A 20,400-nucleotide genomic window follows, 5' to 3' on the forward strand; every position below is an offset into this window, starting at 1 on the left:
AAAACCACCTCCTTATATAAATTTATTTCTGAAAATAATAGACATAGATATATTAAGTCCAGTCCCTGCGATATCTACATTTGATACACCTGTGGGTAATTCACCGAACTTAGCGTTCGTGTTATGAAGGACATTTACGTTGTCCAACATTGCTGTTTTACGTTTAAAATCTATAACCAAAGTTCCGCTAATTGGAGCGTTATAAGTAAATGTAACGTCCCCAAGCGTGATAGAAAGTGAATTAAAAGAACCTGTAATCTGAATCACAGGCTCCACATTTTGATTACCATTATTAGTCACACTCAGTTGATCAGGACCTGAAATATCAAATGTGTAAGCAGTATCAACAGATATATCACTGTCTACATTGATATTTTCATTATCCACGTTAATATCAATTGATTCGTAGGTGCTATAAGCGAAGGGGTCATAGGCTGTAAATGGTAAAGTAAACGTCCCTAAACCAACTACCCGCGTTATCTGTAAATCCCCTGAATACCTAGCCATATACCATCTGTCGGGCTGACTCCTGAATATGATAGGCATTGTCTTAGGTCTACCATCTGCGCCAATTAAAAACCTAGCTAGGGCAGATATAAGTTGTTGCAACTCTATTGAGTTTTTAGCAACTAAAGCACACTCTAATGTTAGTTGTCTTGGTGCAAGATAAGCCCCAAAATCATATGCTCCATGCATGTATGGGACAGTCACTAGGTTATCGACTGTAGAAGGTGCAATAGGGCGTTGCGACTCTCTTAGCACCCTCATGCCTAACTCTCTAGGCGTTTTACCACCTAGAGTTAAAACTACGTCTGCATTCATTTTGCACCCCCTAGCCCACGAGCATTGTTGATTATATAACTACCAAGCCCCTGTCCTAATCTACGGATATCATCATCACTACGCACAACAAACGTAGCATCCCTAAACATGCCATCAAAGTTGTATGTGTCTGATGTTGTTTTATCTAAAGTTGCGGAAGAGGATATAGCACCGCTTGGACTAAACTCTAATGATTCCATGGCTGGAACGGCGGCACTTGCCATTTTACGAGATTGGGCTTCGATTCCTGAGAGCTTGCTTTTTAGACCAACAACCAAACCTTCTCCAACATCTTTACCAATTTTCATTGTTACACGAGATGGCGATCTAGTTTGAAGCTCACTACGCATTTCTTTTGATATTCCTTTAGCCGCTTGACGAGCAACATTTTTTAGATTATCTGTAGATTTCGTCATTCCACTAGCTAAACCACCCATGATGTTACTACCAATCTCACTTAGGTCTATGCCTTTGAAAAAGTTAACTACCTCATCCCAAATGCCTAACACATCATCTTTAATTTTTGTTGTTGTGGTTGTTACGGATGACCACATGTCCCCGAAGGTTTTTTCTGCATCTTTATAGATTCCAGTCCAGACCTTTCCTACACTTTTCCAATACGCATCCCACTTTGAGAGTATTTCTCCCGTTTCCCAATTTACTTGGTTAACATGCGCTTCAGCTTGTTTCTTGGCTTCCCCTACAACTTGACTGTGCATTTCTTCCGCACGTTTGACGGTTTCGTCTCGTTGTCTTTTAGCTTCATTTATAAGCTTTTCTGCTTGCTCTGCTGAAATTGTCCCCATTTCGTCACGTTGCTTAACGATCTGAGCAACAACGGTTTGATATTGATTTTCTGCTGTTTTTACTGTCTCATCTCGTTGTTTAATACTGTTTTGTACAACAGTAGCTGCTTGTTGTGCTGATAGGTCAGATGCTTCACGTTTTAGGCGTTCATACAATGCCTTTTGCTCATCTACGTTGTTAGTCATAACCCTAACAGCATCCGTTGTTAAGCGCTCCTGAATAGACATGATTTCCGTATATTCTTTTTCTGTAATTCCACGTTTTTCATCTAGAGCAGTAGACATGATTTCCGCTACTCTCTTTTGACCAGCTTCAACCTCCTGCGCTTGTAATGCTTGAGCATCTTTCAAACGTTGTAGAGCTTCCTCTTTTTCTGCTTCCGTTAACTCTTTCGAGTTAGCAAGAAATATCTGCATTTGGGATAACTGCTCTTCATGATCTTTTGTCATTTCGGCAGTTACTTGATCACCCATAGCAAAGAAAGTATCAGCTATACTAGCGGCTGTCTCTTGGGTTACAGCACGTCCAGACCATTGTAGCGTGTACAACTCAGTCATAGCTTTGTTTCTGAGTCCAAGGAAGGCATTAACAACCTCGTTTTCCACGCCTTCTGCCGAATCCCCAAGGTTGTCCATTGCGGGAACAACGCCATTAACAACGGAATCGGTGAAATTATCAGCAGAGAGCGAAGCAGCATCGAAACCCGCCCCGATGCCAGCAATGCCACCGCCCCCACCTCCGCCACCGCCTGCACTACTGGTTTTGGATTGAATGGCTTTTAATTTATCTTCCAATGCCGTTAATGACCTAACTTGATCATCAATGATAGGCGCAATATTAACAGCTTCCTTGACCGCATCACTCATGCTTTTCATTTCAGAGTTAAGCCCATTTTTAAAAGCGTCTGCGAAGGATTGTCCTGCATCTTGCCATTTAGGATTATAGGTTTTTAGTAATTTTATGATGTCATCGTTTTGTTTTCCGATGATCATCTTACGAGCTTCCGCTTGCAAATTTTCTGTCTTGGTCAACTCGTCAAAATGTTCTTTGACAGATTCCTTTTGCTTTGTAAGCTCCGTTTGTACAGATTCAGTGCGTTCCTTCTCTTTTTCTTTCAGGTCGGTGTAGTGGTCTTTGAGAGCAGTTTTTTGATTAGATAATCCCTCTTGATAAATAGTAAGGCGTTCCTTTTCTCGTTCTTTATCATTATCTAATTCAATTTTTAACTGTTCTTTTTTCTTGGCAGCCACTTCTTTAGCGGCATCAATCTGAGATTTTAGACCGTCTTTTTGTGCTTTGCGTTGCTCTAGTAATTGCGCCCGATCATAATCGGCTAAAACCTTACTTAAATCAGCTTGGATTTTTGCTCTTTCCTCGGCTGTCTCTGCGGCTAGAAGTTGTTTGTTTAACTCCGCAACCTTTGCTTGATGCTCTTGCTCTTTAGCTGCCTTTTCCTCCGCGTCGGTTTGAGCGTCAATACCGTCAATCTGATCTTGCAAGCCTTTGACTTGGTTATATAAATCCTCGTCTATTAGCTTTAGTTTTTGGTTGTATTCTTGATCGTAAATCTTTAAACGAGCATCAGAAGCTTTCTTTTCTGCATCGTTTTGCTTGTCTAAAGCTTTGGTTCGATTTTCAAGCTCTTTATCTAGGTTTTTTGTGACCGATTCGGACACCTTTTTCTCTGCTTCGATTTTTTTATCGATTGCAGCGGTCTGAGCTTTTTCCTGTTCTTCATATTGCTTTTTCAGCGCGGTGACAATAGCATCACCAAGCTTATTAAGTGTATCTGTCCCTTTGCTGACAATCTCTTTCATTTTATCGACCTGATCTTTAAGATCATCGGTCATCTTGTCTAGATTCTTTTTAGCTGCTCCCGCCGCTTTTTTCGTACCTTTATCCACGCTATTGACGATACTGTCGCCAATTGCTTTAGCGTTTTTATCGACTGTTTTTGTAGTCTCTCCAAGGGATTTTCCCGTACTAGCTCTAAATCTCTCAAAACTGCCCGAAGCTTTATTCATAGCGCTCTCCGATTGAGCGCCAAACTGTTGCACTGTTGGGATTGCTGGTTGCATTTGATTGCGTACATATGCAAAGACAGCGGCAAGCGCTGACAACGCCGTTATAGCAACGCCAACGGGACCAAGTAAACCTTTAACCGCAAATTGAAGCACGTTAGCGGCTTTGGCTGCTCCCGTTAACCCTCCAACTGATGTTACTGCTGCACCCGATAATGCGGCGGTGGATGCCGCTGCGGTTTTTGATGCAATAGAAGCGGCGGCGGTTGCTCCGCTAAATTTTGAAAATAAACCAATCATATTGCCTATTGATGTAGACAGCTTGCCGAACACGAGTAAAGTAGGACCAATTGCCGCTGTAACGCCAGCAATAGTAACAATCGTATTGCGTGTTGAATCGTCAAGCTTTGAAAACCAAGTTGCTCCTGCTGCTAATTGATCAATTAACGGCTGTAAGCTATCTAGTAATTTAAGTAGAGCAGGGATTAAAGCATCACCCAATGTGATGCCGATATCCGTTAATCGATTTTTAAATATTTGTAATTGTGAAGCGGTTGTTTGATAACGTTGCTCTGCTTCGTTTGTTAATGCCACATTCTCTTCCCAAGCTTGATTGCCAAGCTCTAAGGAATCTCGCATAACATCACCAGCACCAGCCGAACGAAGCAATGCGTCACGCAATCTGATTTCAGATAACCCTAGCGCATCAATGACACCGAATGTATTCCCGCCAGCATCATTGATTTTTCCTAGTCCCTCAATAAACGTGACTATGGCTTCGGCTGCATTATCTTTAAATGCTGCTGTAAATTGTGCTGATGTCATTCCAGCAACAGCGGCAAACCGTTCTAATTCCTTACCTCCACCATTTACAGCAGATGCAAGGTTAATCATTAACTTTGAAATTGCAGTCCCGCCAGCTTCGGCTTCTATGCCGACACTTGAAAGCGCCCCACCTAATGATAAAATTTGCGCTTCACTCAATCCGACTATATTACCCGCACCAGCTATGCGAAGCCCCATTTCAACGATCTCAGATTCCGTTGTGGCTAGGTTGTTACCGAGAGCAACAATTGTAGCTCCTAACTTATCAAATTGATTCTGTGGCATTTGAGTAATGTTAGCTAATCTAGCTAAAGCTGTAGCGGCTTGGTCACTACTCATATTTGTTGCAACGCCTAAGTCAACCATTGTCCTACTAAATCCTAAGATGTTTTCAGTTTTGATACCCAACTGCCCCGCCGCTTCACCGACACGAGCGATTTCGGTAGCGGCTACTGGTATTTCTTTAGCCATGTTTCTTATACCAGTAGATAATTGGGAAAATTGTGCTTCTGTCGCGTCTACTGTTTTTCTGATTCCTGCAAAGGCAGTCTCATAGTCAATAGCAGCCTTTGTAGCCAATCCACCAGCGGCGGCTAATGGGGCGGTGACGGTCATGGTGAGCGTTTGTCCTGCGGTTGACATGGCATCACCAACGGACTTTAACTTTTTACTAGCTCCGTCTAATGTCTGTGATAGCTTCTGCCATCCCGATTCTTGCTTTGCAATTTCAGCATTAGTGCTATTTAACTGAGAAGCAAGCCTGTTGTACTCTGTTTGGGCTTTATTTGCTTTGATGGTGTTATCATCTACAGATCTGGAATTGCTCTCTACAGACTTAGCGGTCTTTTGATACTCTTGATTTAAATTGCTTAACTCCGTTTTAAGTTTCTGAGATTCCTCAGATTCTTTACCTGTAGCCTTGGCGCTTGCTTCATATGCTGCTTGTGTCTCTGCGATACGTTGCTTTAAGGCTTCGGCTGCTTGGCTATTTTGAGTCATATTATCTTTAGACTTTTGTAAAGCAGCTTGATAAGTGCTAACTCTAGCATTTTGGACTTCCATTTGCTTAGACAACGCATCTGATTTGAGCTTTAAGCTCTCAGTATCATTACCATAAGCTTTTAATATGCTAGACCCCTTATCAAACTCAGACTTGACAAGCTTCATTTGCCTATCTAATCCCGATAGTGTCTTTTCTAGCCCCGTATCATCAATTGCTATTCGTGTGACCAGTCCCGCGACCTCTATATTTTCAGACAATTAAATCTCACCCCCTGCCCGTCACAGTCCCATATGATCAAGGATGCTTTCTCTTTCAATCTGTTCTTTTCTGTTGACATGTCGTAATAAACGGAAATAAAAAAAGATGTCCATCTCGTCAATTTGACCGAGTGACCATCCTTGTTTTAATAGATTTATATATAAGTCATTAATAAAATCCAGAGGATCATAGTCCTCTTTTATGCGTTTGGGTCAACTTCCTCCGCCCCTACTGCATCGGATGAGCCAAAAACAACTTCATTAACACATTTGATTGCTGCATCTAAAAGACGGCGAGCATCTAAGCCATCATAAAGCTCGTCTACGCTAAATTGTTTACCGAATAGGGTAACGATGTAATCAATCAATGCATCTAGAACAGTTTCGTCAATCTCACCTTGCAATTTTTTTTGAATTACGATAGTTTTTCTAAATATTCTTGCAGGAATGAATGATTGGGTAAAAGTTTTGTCTTCTCCATTGATCTTTAATGTAATTTCCATGGTTATTCCTCCGCTTAGATATAATTAAAGAGGGCAGAAGCCCTCTATTTTAAGGTGTTGGTATCCATTCAAGGACAGCACGATATTTTACTTTTGCTTTTGTCATAACAATAAATTCATAACTGCCAGCAAGATTTGTTTCTTTAAACCATAATGTCTCATCGGCATTTGGCGTTAAAGGAGCCCCGTTCTTTGTGATATAAATCAAATTGCTTGCTGCGAGGGAAATTCTAACTCCACTCAAATCCTTCAGTTCATACTCAACGTGATTAACTCCGTTGTGTTCACCCTCTTGACCTGTTGGACTCCAATTTGCTTCAAGTGGAGGTGTTAATTTGGGATGTATACCTCACTAAAGAATGTAGCCAAGAATTCTGGTGTGACACCTGTGTCGCCATCGTTAACTGTATACTTCCATCTGCTATCCGATGAACGTGAGATAAAGGTTGCATTGAGGGTAGGTGTTTGATATGCAGGTGTATCCGTTTTTGTGTTTGATTCTTCTGCCCCTAACGTAAACCGACCTTTAAACAACCATGTATAACGGTACTTACCGTTCGCAAGTCGTCTACGGTATCCAATGGCCACATACGGACCTTGGTCAGTAGACTTCTGATCCAAACCGCCGTTATCATCAATTGCATGACCTAACAATGTTGCTTGATCTTCTGTAGGGATTTCAGCCACGTTTAAGGCTACTGCAATATCACCCATAGCGCTATTAGTGTCATAGGCAATATCATCTGCATATAAGGTTGCTGAGTTAATAGATGGTGTAATAGTGGCTTGGATCGCACCAAAAATCCGTTTAGGTGTACTATATGTTTCTGTAATTTCGTCTGTCATGACTGCATAATAGAGTTGGTCTAAACCAACGGGAATCTCTTTTTTACCTGCCATTTCGTCACTCTCCTAAGTTAAAATAAAAAAGCACCTTCATAGGCGCTAAATAATTGCTTTATTCGTTTTCTAACATTTTCGTTCGATACCTGAGAACTTTATGATAGACCTGAGTATCTTTCTCATACTGATCTAATGACAATGTCCTTCCCCAGTCCTGTTCCTTCATCGTTCGGTCAACTTGACAAGCGATAGCAGAGGTACTGCCCTTGGACCAAATATCAATTTGCATAGTGACACTTGATGCATAAGCCACATCATCTGCAAAATCTGAGTCTCTATTATCCACCTCAAAAAAGGTAATCCTAGGAAACTCATCAGCTTTAGGTGCAACTAGTTGATAGACACGCTGACCGCCTAGTATAGAGACTAAGTTGGTATTACTTAACAATGATGCTCTGACCTTGTTTTTAGCGTCTGTAATCATCCTATCAACCCCTTTTTAGCCCCTCTCTGAACGTGTTAGCTATTATTTGCAACGCCGCACCCTTTCGAGCTTGGAAAGCTGGTTCTTTAAATGGTCTAGCCGACTGTTTAGATGTCCCAAACTCTTCAAAGTGGGTTCTCCAACTTGTTCTTTTGGAGTTCTTTACAAGGACATATTTCATGCCATCTTTTCTGGAAACTCTAGTCACATAAATATCATCCCTGATATGTGTAACCCCATCTCGATCCGACACAGCCACGATAGATTTTTCCTCTTGGGCAATAACTTCTCCAGCAGCCCTCAAAGCAACCCTCTCAACCTTATTAGCGCCACCTTGAAACCTGTTACGAATGTCCGCAAGCATGGTATCAATACCTGTAATCTCCATACCTGTCATCCGTTATCACGCTCCAAAGCCATGATCACAGTTTCAGTACCATCACCTTTAATGTCATCTAATACGGCTTTAATATCGTAAATACGGTCAACTTCAACCTCATCTACAAGCTTTTTGCCATGAATGATCCGCATATCTGGTGTAATACCTGTCCTGTATCTAATTTCGAGTTGGACCATCTTATCGACATTCAGGCCATCGGCTTTAAATACTTCTCTCCATCTGGTAGTAAGAGGTTTGCGAGAAGCCCATAAAGGCATCCACTCTTTCCACTCTGTTGTTGAAATACCCTCGTCATCCGTTGTTGTCTGTTTACTCTGAATCACTATCCTCCGATTGTACTTTTTCGGATTGGTCAGCTTCGTTGCCAAGCAGATCACCTTCCTCTACTTGATCAGGCTTATTTTTGGGCTTAGAAGGTTTAAGTTCCTTACCAACCCACTCACCAGCTTGAAGTTTTTTGGCCCTTTCCTTATTATCCGTCTCATAAGCAGAGCCTACTTCATAAACATTTCGTGTTTCTTTATCACGAAACTTCTTTAAAACAGGATATTTAGCCATATATATCACCACTCTTTCAGGTGCAATATTAAAGATTGGAGTGACACGTTTAACGTATCTATCTCAATCCCTGGATTGCGGTTTTCATAATTCAGAGCAACGAGAAGGATGACCGCCAGTTGATACTTGGCAGTCTCCTTTTTCTCATCTGGAACACCCGCCTCTAAGAGGTATTCCATTGCTGAAGACATCAAAAAAGCGAGGTACTCATCATCCTCACTTCCATCAACTCTTAAATGCGATTTTAAAAGCTCCATACTTACAGGCATTATTCACCCTCCTATGGAGTTGGTATCCAGTCTAGTGTAGCGGTGTATAACTTTCCGCCTACCGTCAGCACCTCAAACAGATACTCTCCTGCTAGATTGCTATCACTAAACCATAATGTTTCATCATTGTTTGGCGCAAGGTTTACGCCATTTTTCTTGATATATATTACATTACCTGTTGCGAGGGATATACGTTCTCCGTCACCGTCCAACAACTCAAATTCAGTGTGGTTCACACCTTCATGCTCTCCCTCTTGACCTGTTGGGTTTAAAGTAGCAAGTGAAGGAGTTATGACTTTTTTGCAAGACGGAATGCGGATTTAAGTTTAATTTGGTGGTCCAACCATGCTGTCAATACAAAATCCCAAACTCCTGTACGAACATTCTTGTCACGATCATAGAGTACTTTCGGATCATAGTTAAAGTGCGAATAACGGAAATCACCAATAACAGGATAGATAGCTGAATCTGAAAATACTACAGGCTTACCAAGAATTTGTTCTGGTTGTGCTTGGTATAATGTTGCACTTCCATTTGCCAACGTTTCAATAATGTCCATGTAGTCAGCGTACCGCATAACAATTGTCGCATTTTCACGAAAATCTTCATGCAGGTCAGCAATAGCTAATTTGATTGCTCCATAAAGCGTAGCAGCCGTTAATTCTTTAATTACAGATACTGCTGGACTACCCGTTGTTGCATAAAATGACATATGTTCTTCACCAGTTTTTGGCGCTGTTGCAAATGCAACTTTTTTCTCTTTTGCAGCTAGCCCAGAACGAAGAGCGCCTTCGACTGTTTGTACTAAATTTGTGTCGGTTGCTTCTAAGATTGTCTCTGACACTGGCGCAAACACTTTGAATTTATGACGTTCAAAGTTAACTACACCACCCTCAACTTCTAATTCTTTGGCCGTTTCGGTATCAGCAATAAAATCATCATCATCAAGTGTAAAACCAACTTTCGGAATTTCGAGATTTGTTACACTTGTCACTGTTGAAACTTCTCTAATAGGGTTTTTAACAAACGGTTCATGCAGTAATTCCGTTGTCATTGTGCTAGGCAGGATTTTATCTCCACCAGTGCCGTTATTGTCACCTAAAGCAGCCTTAACCTCAGAACCAATAGACTCCCCTCGTACAGTAGCTCTAATTAAGCTTGCCTTTGCAATGTTTGTTCTTGCTTTCGGCTCTGCGGTAACAAGGTTTTTATTTCCTTCTAAAGATGCCTTTTGGTCAGCTTCCATTGCATCATGCTCATTCTTCAAAATATCGAAACGAGCTTGTAAACCTCGTTCTTTCGTTTCTAAGGCTGTAATCTCATCCGTACTAGCATTAGGATCAGATGCCTTTGTCAACTTTTCTTGCTTTGCAGACGCTAAAGCCTGCCCAATAGTAACCAAATCATTTTTTACATCAAATAAAGTTTTAGCCATTTAAAATACCCCCGATAAATGAATTAATATTTTGTATTTCAAGTGCAGTTGATTGTCGAATGCGCTCTAAATATTCTTGATTTCCCTTATTTTTTGAATCATTTGAAACATTTGATTTTTTTGAAACAAGGTTACTTGGTACGTTGTGATACTTAGCAAACAACTCATCACTCACACATGCAGCGGCTTGGTTTGCATCACCAACAAAATCACAAAGCCCATAATCATAACACTCTTGAGCAGAAAGCCACGTTTCAGCATCTAGCAACTCAGTTAGCTTTGGTTCATCCAACTTGTCACCAGCACGATCCAGATAGGTTTGTTTCATGCTTCCACCAATACGGTCAAGATCATCAGCAGCCTTACGTAATTCAACAGCGTTGCCCCATGTGAGTGTCCAAGGATTATGGATCATCATCATGGCATTACGTGGAATATGGATTTCATCACCAGCCATTGCAATGACAGATGCAATGGAAGCTGCTAATCCATCAACATGGACAATAACTCTTGCCTTATGTCTTTTAAGGATGTTATAAATAGTCACTCCCTCGAAGACCGAACCCCCTGGGGAGTTTATATATAGGCGTAATGTTGTAATGTCTCCTAAAGCATCAAGATCACGCTTAAAACTATTTGCACTAGTATCATCATCATCCCACTGCCATGAGACAATATCTCCATAGATATAAAGGTCACCCTCACCTTCCTTAGTGGACGCCTTAAAATTCCAATATTTTTGTTCCTGCCCTTTTTTCACGTTTCATTCACCCCCTCTCTCGGATTTTGAGGATTTGCGAAGTGTTGGGTCCATGTCAACTGGATACAAATCACCACTGATCCAGAGCTTATTAGCCATACCACCCTCTGGAGGATGATCTTCTAACCTGCGAACCTCATCTGGCTTAAGCCCTCCGCTACGTAACATCATTTGATAGTAAGCTGTGCGTGCCGCCATATCCCCGCGTAATAACCCGCCCATATTTAGCTTGAAATAATGCCCATTACGGCGTTCTTGTTGTGTCAATAACTTTCGGTTAAATTCATTCTCATACTGACGTGCATCTGGCGTAAGTTTCATTTGTACAAACTGAATCATCAGTTGTTCATTCGATGAATAACTTTGTCCCTCGCTGTCATTCAGAAAACTTACAGGAACATTAAAAACGTTGGCTACCCTAGAGCGAGTAATCCGCTCGGATGCCAACGTGTCAGACGCAAAATATTTACGTTCAATTTCCTTCAAATCAACGCCAGGTTCTTTGAATAAAATACCGCCGTTTTCATTGTAAAATCGCTTAAAATCATCAATGATTTTTTGTCTTTTATCTTTATCAACATTAGCCCCATATTCAAGGATGAAACTGTCCTTTTTCTTCATTTCAGATAAACTAAACTCTTGGACAGCCTTGTCATACTCTAACGTATTCCTGAGTACCTTCAAAGGACTTATGCCCTTCCACCTTGGCGCACCTGTAATGTGTTTAACGTGAATCATGTCCATGTTATGGAAGTAATACGTCCCTTTAAGTGCATTAACCTCGTACCATAAAGTTCCATCATCTAAATTGATCTTTGGTGTAACTAAATCAGGGTCTATTGGTGTGATAGACACAGGTTGAGCAAGAAGATTACGACCAATTACAGCATATCCATTACCTTTCTCATTTCTGGATACTTCAAGCTTGTTAATTAATTCGTACCCTCCCATATTGGGGTTAGGGTTATTAATAAGCACATCTGCTGCTTGATGATCTGTAACAACCTCGTAATCTTTGTAGAGCTTTAGAGGTAAAGCAGACATCGTATTAGCTAAACGAGTGATAACACTAAATATCGTTTCATTCGTTGCAAGTTTGCTGTTATCAATTCCCCAGAAAGTTCTACCTGCCCATGCTGACATATCGAATCCAGCACCCTTCCAACCTGCTACAGCCGCTTTAACTGCTCCTGAAACACGTTGATACCATTTCAAAATTCCACCCCCTTCCATGTTTAGAGATCATTAATTGATATAAATTCAATGTTCCCCTCACCAGTTTGGACTACCATCTTTTTCATGACCTCAGTATGAGCATTTAAAAAAGCCGCAAAACCGTCTATTTTACGGTAGCGACCAATTTTTGTAGGCAATTTATTTCTATTTCTATCTTCAACCATCTTCACGTTATTGACATACCATCTGAAAAGACGATTGTTGTTAAAAATCACATTGCCATCAATAAACCTCTCTTTGACATCATCAACAGCAGGACCTAATGTCGTATGCCCTTGGCGAACCACCTCAGTTACGAAACCATAATTATTCAACCACTCTACTAATCCAAATGCCTTGTTTTGGTCATATGTGATTTTCTCAATCATGAATTTCTTTGATTTTTCTACGAACCAATCATAGATATATTCTTTTTTGATGTATTCTCCTGGAATGATAGTCAAAAGTCCTTCACTCTCTAGTTCGTGGTAATCTACATTTTCATTTGCCAGTAAAACTTTTTTAGCAGGAACCCATGAATGAGATAAAACAACAACTTCACCCGTTTCAACGATTGGGAACTCCAAACAAGCACTTGTGAAGTCCTCGGAATCTGATAGATCAAAACCACCTATGCATGAAATGTTAGCTAATTCATCGTAATTGCGTTCTTTATTGTTTTTCTTCAATATTTCAAAATCAAGGAATGATTCTTCGGCATTATTAACAAATCTGTTGAATCGTTTTGTGATGAAATCATTACGCTCTGACGGTATCCGTTTGGCTTTCTCCCAATCCTCGATCATATCACTTAGTTTGATTGAAACCCCTAAGTTCGGGTTAGCTTTAATCCACATTTCAGGATTTTCAAATTCAGATTCATCATCCAACTCAGCTAGGTAATAGAATGTTCTCTCATCAATGATGGTTCCCTCAAGAACATCAGAACCTTGTTCATAATAAGTAATCAATGGACCATCCAATTGATAACCTGCTGTTGTAATGTAGATTAATAACGGCTGATCTCTTGACCCTCTAGAGTTTTTAATGACATTGATAAGTTTGTAATCTTTAGCCTCATGAATTTCATCAAACACACCAATATGAGTATTCAAACCATCTAAACGCTCTGAGTCTGAAGCTTGTGGTTCTATTTTTGAGAACGTCTTATCAAAATGAATTGCATCTCTTAGCGGTCTGAATCGTTTTTTCAATTCTGGCGACGATTTGATCATTGCTTTAGCTTCATCAAACAACAAACGCGCTTGTTTCATAGAATTGGCTAAAAGCGGTATGTCTGCCCCTTTTTCATTGTCTTTACTCACTCCATAGAGAGAAACACCAGAAATTAGGGTTGTTTTACCGTTCTTCCGACCAACAAAAACAAGGCCCTCTTTAAAGCGCCTTAACTTCGTATCTTTATGAACCCAGCCGAATAAACTACCTAACACAAAATGTTGCCAAGGCTGTAGAATGAGTTGTTTGTAATTCCCCTTTGATGGCTTACAATATTTCTCAATAAACTGGATTGGTCTATGACCTAATTGTTCATCGAAAACATACGGAAACTTCTCTATATCTGTTCGTTTAAGGTCATTCAAGTGCCGTTTACAGGCTAAAACAACCTTATTTGAAGCGATTATATTACCTTCTACAACCTGCTCAGCATACCAGTTAGCCAACAATTCATTTGATGGCTTCGCCAGTACATGTATAATTCCAGTCGTTTTAGAAATTGTCGAAGTCGTCCCCGTCATCCTCACTCACAACCTTCTTACGCTGAGCAGGCGTTAGTCCCAACGACTTCAACAGATTATTCAAAGTCTGGACCGTTTTTGTTAATTCGATTGACAAAGGGTTTTTAACTAAGTTAGTAGCCCCAGCCTTATTGGTGTATTCATACATCAACTCCGATTTGTCAATCTCTTTTTTTAACCTTCGATAGAAGTCATGAGTCTCTACATACAACTTAATCAGTTGATCGTCAGATGATTGATACGAATCACCAAGGTAATCTCTTAATGCCTTTTCTGTTGGTTCTGCCATTTTCGGCTTACCCCCCTTTCATGAAAAAGTTATCCGCGTGGAAAACGAAGGACCCACACCGGTCCCGAACCTTCAAAAACGGCAAAATTCGGGGCAGGGGGGCTATATTTTCATTTAGTCAGACAAACAACACATCCCAGCACCAAAACGCCTTAAAACTATATTTGCGTTCGTCTCATTACGTATGACCTTTATTCCTTCTATCTACTATCTCTGTCACCACCTCTCTGGGTTGGCTTTACTCACTATCACTACAGCACTACGCTTCTTCTGTGGTTCTTTCTCTCTCCTGCCTTTCTCTGGATGTTCATGGTTGTGGCAAGCAGGACAGATACTCTCTAGATTTGTAGGCTCTAATGCAAGCTCTGGGTAATCTTCAAGCTGTTTAATGTGATGGACTGTGTTGGCTGATTTAATGATTCCTTTTTTCAAACAAGATTGACAAAGATAATGATCTCTTATCAAAATCATTTCTCTGCACTTGCGCCACTCTTTTGATTTGTAAAATGGTTTGACCTTTTTCATAATCAAGTTCGATTGAATGCACTTGGATGAACTCTCAACTGTTCAACCGCAAGTGCAATGATGCTAGCAGCTGAGCACTCCTTATCATTAACCACAAGCTTCACTGCTTCTGATCTACTTATGATGATAGGTTTGATCTCATATCGTTCTCTTGTCCACTCACTTAACTCATCGATGATCAATGGAGCAGGTTCGTTTACATCTACCGTTTCTCTGGCAGTAGAATCCTCGTCGTTAACCATTGCTCATCAACCTTTCTTTTTGAGCGATATCAATCCAGTGATAGTGGTACATCTTAATTTCGCCTAGAGTTTTTTGACTGAGGTATGTCTCACTGTAAGGCACGATCACATCTCCGAATCTTCGATAATATTTAAAAGTACTTTTAATTCCCTCAAAACCTTTAAAGTGTGGATACTCTGCTTGTGCCATATACTTATAGATAACTCTATTTGTTAATCGTCTATAGCCATGGAAGAACATCCATATTCGCTTTCTTAGTTCCAACTCAATCCCTCCTCTATTTTTAGGCAACAAAAAAAGCCCAGCACTCAGCAGCCGTTTAATTGGCGTGCTGAACACTGGGCCTCTAGGGTCTCTGGTTCATCTAACACTGTCTAAGCAATGTTTATCTGATGTATCTTCAATGATTGCATTGTCATACATTGAGCAACGTTGTCTCCCACTGTCATTGTGAAGTTGGTTGCATTCCCAACAAGTAGATGCATCTCCAACATTCTTCTTAATTACCTCTAAGCCGTTGCTCCTATAAAATGTGTAGAGTTGTTCATCAACTTCATCCGTATCCAGCATGTTTGTTATCTCAGTTGGTACATTGAACTCATTCATTACCTTGCATCTCGTACATACAATTTCTGCTCTGCCCTCTATTTTACCAAGAAGCTTATTGCATTTGCTACATCTAAATTCCTTTAGCATTTATCCACCTCTTCATAAAATACATCTGCACCAAGGTTTATAAATCCCTTAATTCGAGGATGACTAGCCATTAGATTAGTTTCATACTCTCCAAGGAAAACAATAGCCATCCTCCAAGCACATAGACCATCTAACATGTATTCATTCCTACTCACAAACCTAACTCTAGCATCTTTTGGATACTTATCTCTTACATATCCCCACAGGAACGCAGCTTGTCTCCAATCCTTTGCAATAACAAGAATATAGCTATACTGTTTATCATTTTTAATCATTAGTGCCTGTTTGTTCAAGCATTCCCTAGCCTTGTTAACTGTTAGATTTCCGCTGTAAACATCACTAGTAAACTCCCCAAAATCAACGATATCGTTACTCACTGTTAGCACCATCCTCTAATGCACTAAGAATCTGTTTCAATTCTCGTCTCACAGTAGATTCATAATCAGGAATGCCATTACTTTTTATAACCCGATCAGTTCTAATATTCATTTTAAATTCAGCATGTGTAGTTCTACCCTGTATTACACATTCAATCTTAACTCCATGCACAACCGAAGAAAATGTAGCTCCATCACAGTAAATAGTACCTTGGTCTAATGCAATTTCTTTGATTAATATCTGCATATTATCACCCCTTTTATATAGTCTCTTATGTACAAAAAAGCCGCCTAATGGCGACCAGTGTTGATTATTCAATAATAAGTTTTGTTGAATAGGTTAATCCACCTTGTGTATTTGCTACTTCTGTACTAGTTTGTGTGAATTTAGGTTTCCAATCAGGATCTTCTTTCAATTTTTGTTTATAGAACTCATTTACTCTTTTTTGTCCGCTTTCTAGCCATTTTTCTATTTCATTTTTATTATCAATCATTAAATCTTCACTTACATATCGGTGAGACTTGTTAATTAATGGGCTTCTGTCTTGATAATCACTCGCAGAATTTATTACCCTGAATAACTCTGGTTCTTTAGGGTATATACTTCCATCATCTAGTTTTAATAAGTAGTCTCCTAAAAATAGTTGTTCCCAACCCTCTGACGTTTTAATATCACACCAATTTACACCTAGTCCAACAAGACCATCTTTTATTGCATCAGTAAACCATTTAGGCGGTTGATACTCAGGAAACAAGCTAGTTTCCGTCGGAATTCCTATCCAGTAAAACTTACTGACAACTTTCTTGCCTTTGTGAAATTCGTCCATTTATATCACCTCACTAAGATAATATCATACTAGTTATGTACACCGCATTACTTAGGCTGCGGTATGCCCCTGTGATCCACTCTTTAATCGCTACAGTCACGATAAAGGAGGTTGATGTACCATGCAAGAGTGGAGTGTCTATATGATTAAGTAAGTTATACTAATTAAAAATGCCACCCCTAAGGATGGCTATATAAAAGGTTGTGGATAACTAATTTAAGATGTAGGATAACAACGTTTTTATGGCTATTCACCTGTTTTTACCCTACATCAGATATATACAGGAGCTTTGCACCACAATGTATATGGACTCTTTAGGTCAGTTAATGAGGTATCTTTACCTCTGTGGTGTCCTATATATTTATCACAATACTATTGTATCTCATTTATTTGCAAACAACCTGCCAATATCCTGCCAAATTACTGCCACTTTTTTTAATCTTCTTTGTAAACCTCTAGTCTCATGGCAAAAGCTAGTTGATAGATTGCTCTTGATTTACGTCTGTAGTAACTACGCTCTGATATGTGCAGTTCATTGTAAACGTTGTAGTCTGTTAACTCTTCGTTGCCAAGGTAGTAAAGCTCTATAATCTGTCTCTCTACCTTCTTTAAACCGCTTATAGCCCTCATTACACGATCATAGGATTGACGCAACCTTTGTTCGTTGTCTACGTTCCAGACAGCTATATCTTCCGCTGGCTTGCTTATAGCGTTGGTTCCTTGATGTTCTCTAGGTTCATAGTTAGGTGTGTTCTTTATTTCCTTTCTTACAAACCCCACTCTTTTATAAGTGTTGGCTCTTGCTAACTCCTGCTCTGTACGTTCCCATGTTTCTTTGCGGTCAATTTCCATGAGTGATAATTGGTAGGCATCTTTTTTCATTTATTCACCTCATTTGCACTTATTTTCATTATTTTGAATATAAAGTCGTTTATTTTGACCATTTATTTGTGTTTATCTACATCTTTTTGAGCTAACTTAGCAAATTTATATCTAAAATAGTTGGTTACCGCATCACTCAATATCAATGCAAGCATCACACCAAGTATAAAAGCTAACCATGGATGTTCTAATGCCCATTGCATCCGCTATTCCTCCAATCTCGTAAACTCGCTCTCGAATCGTCCTGCACTAATCTTGTATTTGTCCGTATCAAAGTTGATGTATCTATAGTGGATATCTCCGTCTATATCCTCATATAAGGCATATACTGTGTCACCGTCTACATCTGTGTAAAACTGGTTTATACGTCTCTTTAGATGGGTTCTGGTGACTTTGATACCGTCCTTATCAATAAACGTTTCTACGGCTTGTTGGTGCATCTTACCACCTCACAAGAAATCAAATATATCTGTCTGACCTTCCTTCACAAACTTACTCGAGTCTATTATTAATCCCTCGTCTAACCATGCTTTAGGTGCTTCCGTCTTGTGGTGATACCAAATAGCTTCCCCTGCCCTTGAATGGTTAGGATTAAGTTGTTCTGCCTTTTCTGTCCATACCCAATATGACTTTGCTTTTACTGTTTCATTCATCACCGCACTTCCTTTTCAACCTTTCTATTTCTCGGATAAGTGCTGGCACTAAATATGTTCCTGCATATTCTTTCTTCAATTCTTCCAACTCTTCTTTAGTCACTGTTTATCCCCTCCTATGGGAAAGAGGTTTTATACCTCTCTCTCCTTTGCTAATCTCTCGTCTCTTGCCCTCATGAGCATTGCTTTGTAATCACACATTACATGTGCAAGTTCACCATATTTGTCTAGCGTCCATTCATCTTCAAATATCACTCTACCGCAGTAAGGGCAATCTCCTACTAGTGATCCACTAGCCATGGGTATATCTCCTTTTATTTGTTATCCCTTAATCAATCTCCCGAATGGTTTTTTGCTCTGTAGGATACCGCTCAGCCATTTTTCTACGCCGACTAGGTGTATCCCATCCTTTAGGACGTGCTTGCGTCTCACCAATAACTTTCCACCCTGCCGCCTTTAGGCTTGTGCCTGACTCGCTTTTAAGTGTGTAAGTTATTAACCTGTGATAACCAATATTTTTAGCGGCTCGCCAAGCTGCAGCGTATAATTTGGAGCAAGCGTCCTTATAGCCATCTAAGACACATAATCTAACTACCTCTAGTGTCATGCCGTCATCGTTATGTCTTGCTACTGGTCTACCTACCATTGCAACGCCTATCAACTCATCATCACATGCTAGACCTATCCTAAACTTATCTCTATGCGGTGCTACATTGTGTCTGTGATGCTTATTAACAAAGGCTTGGGCTTCTGATAGTTCCAGTGGCACAAGATCATATTTCAATTTGCTTCCCCTCCTTGTTATCCCTTATCAAATATCAATAATTACCTTTGTATCATCTAGTGCGTAATATTTAGAAACTGATTCACTCTTAAAGGCATCATCTAAAATAGCTTGTATTTGGTTATAGTGTTCTTCCGTTAAGCATTCCATTGCTCTTTCGTACCACCCCTCATACATAGGAACGTTGTGTTCTTCATGTTCTACGTACAATTCCATCATGTATTTTGGGTCTGGATTCCATTCTTTTTTTGAACACAAGTACCATTCTTTGTTGCTCAGATCGTTACGATTCCTTTCATCTTCCAATGATTCTTTTAATTCAAGCGCCGTATATATACCGCCATCCATATAGCTTAATTGCACATCGTCCTGTAACAACGATAGTCTCACTTTTGGTTCGCTCATTTACATCAATCCTTTCTTGTTATCCCTTATAGGGGTTATGGAACAATTAATTCTCCTACCCAACCGCAATTACATAGGTAATTCCAACATTCTAAATCTTCATTTTCTAATTTTTTTAGTATCTTTCCAGTTTTAGCCGACCTAATTTGCTGATGTGCCACTTGTTCATGTATTTTTAATTGTTTATTTCCACAAACAGGACATTGTTCATAGTCAACCACTTGATCATCTTCCATTGCTCTGTACCTCCTGTAATGTTATGGGTTAGTCCAACTCTCTTAACATCTGGACTCGTTCCTCAATGCCTTTTAATATATTTTCTTTTGATGCAACACTATTAACAGGAATATTCAATATGGCGTGTAACCTACGCACTTCTGCATGAAGGTCAATTAGATTCTGACCTGTATAGCAATCGTTATTCACAAGTTCTTCTACTTCTTTGACACTCATATTGATTAAATCTTCGATGCTTTTTGCCACAAACATTTGTTCATTCATTCTGTTGTACCTCCATCAGCGTATATACGCTGCTTCTGATATTTGACGTGAGGACGCTTGTAGTAACCTAGATACAGCCCAAGAGTCGATTCCGCAATCACTTGTATAATGATCTATTAGACCCATTACTTTCATTGCATTACTTACATACAATTCGTCGTTATCCGCTATAGCCTTTGCTTGGGCTTCTCTGGAATTAGCTAAGTTGGCTGTGTAAGAGTAAAAAATATCATTCTTATACTTTTCAACATCCCGACCA

General features: G+C 39.8%; 32 protein-coding genes. All 32 read right to left on the reverse strand.

The features are described 5' to 3' along the window. Positions 1-12: 12 nt before the first annotated feature. Positions 13-822 carry a distal tail protein Dit gene (locus tag J2Z32_RS18380; protein WP_210090658.1) on the reverse strand — a complete coding sequence of 270 codons (810 nt, stop codon included), beginning with the start codon at positions 820-822 and terminating at the stop codon, positions 13-15. Then, positions 819-5,735, reverse strand: a complete 4,917-nt coding sequence (locus tag J2Z32_RS18385; RefSeq protein ID WP_210090659.1) for a phage tail tape measure protein — start codon at positions 5,733-5,735, stop codon at positions 819-821. Before J2Z32_RS18385 ends, J2Z32_RS18380 begins: the two co-directional genes overlap by 4 nt. A gap of 200 nt (positions 5,736-5,935) precedes the next feature. Then, positions 5,936-6,238 carry a phage tail assembly chaperone G gene (gpG, locus tag J2Z32_RS18390; RefSeq protein WP_210090660.1) on the reverse strand — a complete coding sequence of 101 codons (303 nt, stop codon included), beginning with the start codon at positions 6,236-6,238 and terminating at the stop codon, positions 5,936-5,938. Positions 6,239-6,287: 49 nt separating this feature from the next. Continuing rightward, positions 6,288-6,482, reverse strand: a complete 195-nt coding sequence (locus J2Z32_RS18395) for a hypothetical protein (RefSeq protein ID WP_210090661.1) — start codon at positions 6,480-6,482, stop codon at positions 6,288-6,290. Between the two features lie 86 nt (positions 6,483-6,568). Next, positions 6,569-7,138 carry a major tail protein gene (locus J2Z32_RS18400; RefSeq protein ID WP_210090662.1) on the reverse strand — a complete coding sequence of 190 codons (570 nt, stop codon included), beginning with the start codon at positions 7,136-7,138 and terminating at the stop codon, positions 6,569-6,571. A gap of 58 nt (positions 7,139-7,196) precedes the next feature. Further along, positions 7,197-7,565 (reverse strand): tail completion protein gp17, encoded by a 369-nt coding sequence (gp17, locus tag J2Z32_RS18405; RefSeq protein ID WP_210090663.1) that lies wholly within the window; start codon positions 7,563-7,565, stop codon positions 7,197-7,199. 4 nt (positions 7,566-7,569) lie between these two features. Then, a complete protein-coding gene (locus tag J2Z32_RS18410) occupies positions 7,570-7,962 on the reverse strand; it encodes an HK97-gp10 family putative phage morphogenesis protein (RefSeq protein ID WP_210090664.1) in 393 nt (130 codons plus the stop codon). Further along, positions 7,959-8,333 carry a phage head closure protein gene (locus J2Z32_RS18415; RefSeq protein WP_210090665.1) on the reverse strand — a complete coding sequence of 125 codons (375 nt, stop codon included), beginning with the start codon at positions 8,331-8,333 and terminating at the stop codon, positions 7,959-7,961. The genes J2Z32_RS18410 and J2Z32_RS18415 overlap by 4 nt, the downstream gene beginning before the upstream one ends. Beyond that, positions 8,275-8,523 carry a hypothetical protein gene (locus tag J2Z32_RS18420; RefSeq protein ID WP_210090666.1) on the reverse strand — a complete coding sequence of 83 codons (249 nt, stop codon included), beginning with the start codon at positions 8,521-8,523 and terminating at the stop codon, positions 8,275-8,277. Before J2Z32_RS18420 ends, J2Z32_RS18415 begins: the two co-directional genes overlap by 59 nt. Positions 8,524-8,528: 5 nt before the next feature. Next, the gene (locus J2Z32_RS18425; RefSeq protein ID WP_210090667.1) at positions 8,529-8,792 is read right to left on the reverse strand and encodes a head-tail connector protein; all 264 of its coding nucleotides are present in this window, start codon (positions 8,790-8,792) and stop codon (positions 8,529-8,531) included. Between the two features lie 11 nt (positions 8,793-8,803). Beyond that, positions 8,804-9,028: a hypothetical protein gene (locus J2Z32_RS18430; RefSeq protein WP_210090668.1), complete on the reverse strand. Its 225-nt coding sequence runs from the start codon at positions 9,026-9,028 to the stop codon at positions 8,804-8,806. 53 nt (positions 9,029-9,081) lie between these two features. Beyond that, positions 9,082-10,227 (reverse strand): phage major capsid protein, encoded by a 1,146-nt coding sequence (locus J2Z32_RS18435; RefSeq protein WP_210090669.1) that lies wholly within the window; start codon positions 10,225-10,227, stop codon positions 9,082-9,084. Beyond that, positions 10,220-10,987: a head maturation protease, ClpP-related gene (locus J2Z32_RS18440; RefSeq protein WP_210090670.1), complete on the reverse strand. Its 768-nt coding sequence runs from the start codon at positions 10,985-10,987 to the stop codon at positions 10,220-10,222. The genes J2Z32_RS18435 and J2Z32_RS18440 overlap by 8 nt, the downstream gene beginning before the upstream one ends. Positions 10,988-10,990: 3 nt before the next feature. Further along, positions 10,991-12,202: a phage portal protein gene (locus J2Z32_RS18445; RefSeq protein WP_425343018.1), complete on the reverse strand. Its 1,212-nt coding sequence runs from the start codon at positions 12,200-12,202 to the stop codon at positions 10,991-10,993. A gap of 20 nt (positions 12,203-12,222) precedes the next feature. Continuing rightward, entirely contained in the window at positions 12,223-13,959 is a 1,737-nt protein-coding gene (locus tag J2Z32_RS18450; protein ID WP_210090672.1) for a terminase large subunit, read from the reverse strand. Then, a complete protein-coding gene (locus tag J2Z32_RS18455; protein WP_210090673.1) occupies positions 13,931-14,248 on the reverse strand; it encodes a P27 family phage terminase small subunit in 318 nt (105 codons plus the stop codon). Before J2Z32_RS18455 ends, J2Z32_RS18450 begins: the two co-directional genes overlap by 29 nt. Positions 14,249-14,464: 216 nt before the next feature. Further along, positions 14,465-14,773, reverse strand: a complete 309-nt coding sequence (locus J2Z32_RS18460) for an HNH endonuclease (protein ID WP_210090674.1) — start codon at positions 14,771-14,773, stop codon at positions 14,465-14,467. A gap of 2 nt (positions 14,774-14,775) precedes the next feature. Further along, complete coding sequence (locus J2Z32_RS18465; RefSeq protein WP_210090675.1) at positions 14,776-15,015, reverse strand: hypothetical protein; 240 nt, start codon at positions 15,013-15,015, stop codon at positions 14,776-14,778. Then, positions 15,008-15,280 (reverse strand): hypothetical protein, encoded by a 273-nt coding sequence (locus tag J2Z32_RS18470; protein WP_210090676.1) that lies wholly within the window; start codon positions 15,278-15,280, stop codon positions 15,008-15,010. Before J2Z32_RS18470 ends, J2Z32_RS18465 begins: the two co-directional genes overlap by 8 nt. A gap of 425 nt (positions 15,281-15,705) precedes the next feature. After that, positions 15,706-16,089 (reverse strand): hypothetical protein, encoded by a 384-nt coding sequence (locus tag J2Z32_RS18475; protein WP_210090677.1) that lies wholly within the window; start codon positions 16,087-16,089, stop codon positions 15,706-15,708. Then, positions 16,082-16,336: a hypothetical protein gene (locus tag J2Z32_RS18480; protein ID WP_210090678.1), complete on the reverse strand. Its 255-nt coding sequence runs from the start codon at positions 16,334-16,336 to the stop codon at positions 16,082-16,084. Before J2Z32_RS18480 ends, J2Z32_RS18475 begins: the two co-directional genes overlap by 8 nt. A 64-nt stretch (positions 16,337-16,400) precedes the next feature. Beyond that, entirely contained in the window at positions 16,401-16,916 is a 516-nt protein-coding gene (locus tag J2Z32_RS18485) for a hypothetical protein (RefSeq protein WP_210090679.1), read from the reverse strand. 435 nt (positions 16,917-17,351) lie between these two features. Continuing rightward, positions 17,352-17,768, reverse strand: coding sequence for an ArpU family phage packaging/lysis transcriptional regulator (locus J2Z32_RS18490; RefSeq protein WP_245251596.1), 417 nt, complete (start codon positions 17,766-17,768; stop codon positions 17,352-17,354). Between the two features lie 92 nt (positions 17,769-17,860). After that, positions 17,861-18,001, reverse strand: a complete 141-nt coding sequence (locus J2Z32_RS18495; protein WP_210090681.1) for a hypothetical protein — start codon at positions 17,999-18,001, stop codon at positions 17,861-17,863. 3 nt (positions 18,002-18,004) lie between these two features. Then, positions 18,005-18,238 carry a hypothetical protein gene (locus tag J2Z32_RS18500; RefSeq protein WP_210090682.1) on the reverse strand — a complete coding sequence of 78 codons (234 nt, stop codon included), beginning with the start codon at positions 18,236-18,238 and terminating at the stop codon, positions 18,005-18,007. 9 nt (positions 18,239-18,247) lie between these two features. Then, the gene (locus tag J2Z32_RS18505) at positions 18,248-18,451 is read right to left on the reverse strand and encodes a hypothetical protein (RefSeq protein ID WP_210090683.1); all 204 of its coding nucleotides are present in this window, start codon (positions 18,449-18,451) and stop codon (positions 18,248-18,250) included. 132 nt (positions 18,452-18,583) lie between these two features. Next, positions 18,584-18,751 carry a hypothetical protein gene (locus tag J2Z32_RS18510; protein WP_210090684.1) on the reverse strand — a complete coding sequence of 56 codons (168 nt, stop codon included), beginning with the start codon at positions 18,749-18,751 and terminating at the stop codon, positions 18,584-18,586. A 28-nt stretch (positions 18,752-18,779) separates the two neighbouring features. After that, positions 18,780-19,235 (reverse strand): XF1762 family protein, encoded by a 456-nt coding sequence (locus J2Z32_RS18515; RefSeq protein ID WP_210090685.1) that lies wholly within the window; start codon positions 19,233-19,235, stop codon positions 18,780-18,782. Positions 19,236-19,262: 27 nt separating this feature from the next. Then, entirely contained in the window at positions 19,263-19,640 is a 378-nt protein-coding gene (locus J2Z32_RS18520) for a hypothetical protein (RefSeq protein WP_210090686.1), read from the reverse strand. A 35-nt stretch (positions 19,641-19,675) separates the two neighbouring features. Next, positions 19,676-19,876, reverse strand: coding sequence for a hypothetical protein (locus J2Z32_RS18525; RefSeq protein WP_210090687.1), 201 nt, complete (start codon positions 19,874-19,876; stop codon positions 19,676-19,678). Between the two features lie 28 nt (positions 19,877-19,904). Continuing rightward, positions 19,905-20,141: a hypothetical protein gene (locus J2Z32_RS18530; protein WP_210090688.1), complete on the reverse strand. Its 237-nt coding sequence runs from the start codon at positions 20,139-20,141 to the stop codon at positions 19,905-19,907. 15 nt (positions 20,142-20,156) lie between these two features. Continuing rightward, the coding region (locus tag J2Z32_RS18535) for a hypothetical protein (RefSeq protein ID WP_210090689.1) at positions 20,157-20,400 on the reverse strand (244 nt) is incomplete at its 5' end.

The organism is Paenibacillus turicensis (genome assembly GCF_017873435.1).
GTDB lineage: Bacteria > Bacillota > Bacilli > Paenibacillales > Paenibacillaceae > Fontibacillus > Fontibacillus turicensis.

Coding starts and splice junctions, on each gene's coding strand:
- J2Z32_RS18420 (WP_210090666.1), bottom strand. CDS start 8,523: ATGGCTAAATATCCTGTTTTAAAGAAGTTTCGTGATAAAGAAACACGA.
- gp17 (WP_210090663.1), bottom strand. CDS start 7,565: ATGATTACAGACGCTAAAAACAAGGTCAGAGCATCATTGTTAAGTAAT.
- J2Z32_RS18510 (WP_210090684.1), bottom strand. CDS start 18,751: ATGGCTAGTGGATCACTAGTAGGAGATTGCCCTTACTGCGGTAGAGTG.
- J2Z32_RS18435 (WP_210090669.1), bottom strand. CDS start 10,227: ATGGCTAAAACTTTATTTGATGTAAAAAATGATTTGGTTACTATTGGG.
- J2Z32_RS18380 (WP_210090658.1), bottom strand. CDS start 822: ATGAATGCAGACGTAGTTTTAACTCTAGGTGGTAAAACGCCTAGAGAG.
- J2Z32_RS18530 (WP_210090688.1), bottom strand. CDS start 20,141: ATGAATGAACAAATGTTTGTGGCAAAAAGCATCGAAGATTTAATCAAT.
- J2Z32_RS18425 (WP_210090667.1), bottom strand. CDS start 8,792: ATGCCTGTAAGTATGGAGCTTTTAAAATCGCATTTAAGAGTTGATGGA.
- J2Z32_RS18485 (WP_210090679.1), bottom strand. CDS start 16,916: ATGGACGAATTTCACAAAGGCAAGAAAGTTGTCAGTAAGTTTTACTGG.
- J2Z32_RS18455 (WP_210090673.1), bottom strand. CDS start 14,248: ATGGCAGAACCAACAGAAAAGGCATTAAGAGATTACCTTGGTGATTCG.
- J2Z32_RS18495 (WP_210090681.1), bottom strand. CDS start 18,001: ATGCAATGGGCATTAGAACATCCATGGTTAGCTTTTATACTTGGTGTG.
- J2Z32_RS18490 (WP_245251596.1), bottom strand. CDS start 17,768: ATGGAAATTGACCGCAAAGAAACATGGGAACGTACAGAGCAGGAGTTA.
- J2Z32_RS18505 (WP_210090683.1), bottom strand. CDS start 18,451: ATGAATGAAACAGTAAAAGCAAAGTCATATTGGGTATGGACAGAAAAG.
- J2Z32_RS18520 (WP_210090686.1), bottom strand. CDS start 19,640: ATGAGCGAACCAAAAGTGAGACTATCGTTGTTACAGGACGATGTGCAA.
- J2Z32_RS18400 (WP_210090662.1), bottom strand. CDS start 7,138: ATGGCAGGTAAAAAAGAGATTCCCGTTGGTTTAGACCAACTCTATTAT.
- J2Z32_RS18460 (WP_210090674.1), bottom strand. CDS start 14,773: ATGAAAAAGGTCAAACCATTTTACAAATCAAAAGAGTGGCGCAAGTGC.
- J2Z32_RS18465 (WP_210090675.1), bottom strand. CDS start 15,015: ATGGTTAACGACGAGGATTCTACTGCCAGAGAAACGGTAGATGTAAAC.
- J2Z32_RS18500 (WP_210090682.1), bottom strand. CDS start 18,238: ATGCACCAACAAGCCGTAGAAACGTTTATTGATAAGGACGGTATCAAA.
- J2Z32_RS18480 (WP_210090678.1), bottom strand. CDS start 16,336: ATGCAGATATTAATCAAAGAAATTGCATTAGACCAAGGTACTATTTAC.
- gpG (WP_210090660.1), bottom strand. CDS start 6,238: ATGGAAATTACATTAAAGATCAATGGAGAAGACAAAACTTTTACCCAA.
- J2Z32_RS18525 (WP_210090687.1), bottom strand. CDS start 19,876: ATGGAAGATGATCAAGTGGTTGACTATGAACAATGTCCTGTTTGTGGA.
- J2Z32_RS18410 (WP_210090664.1), bottom strand. CDS start 7,962: ATGACAGGTATGGAGATTACAGGTATTGATACCATGCTTGCGGACATT.
- J2Z32_RS18450 (WP_210090672.1), bottom strand. CDS start 13,959: ATGACGGGGACGACTTCGACAATTTCTAAAACGACTGGAATTATACAT.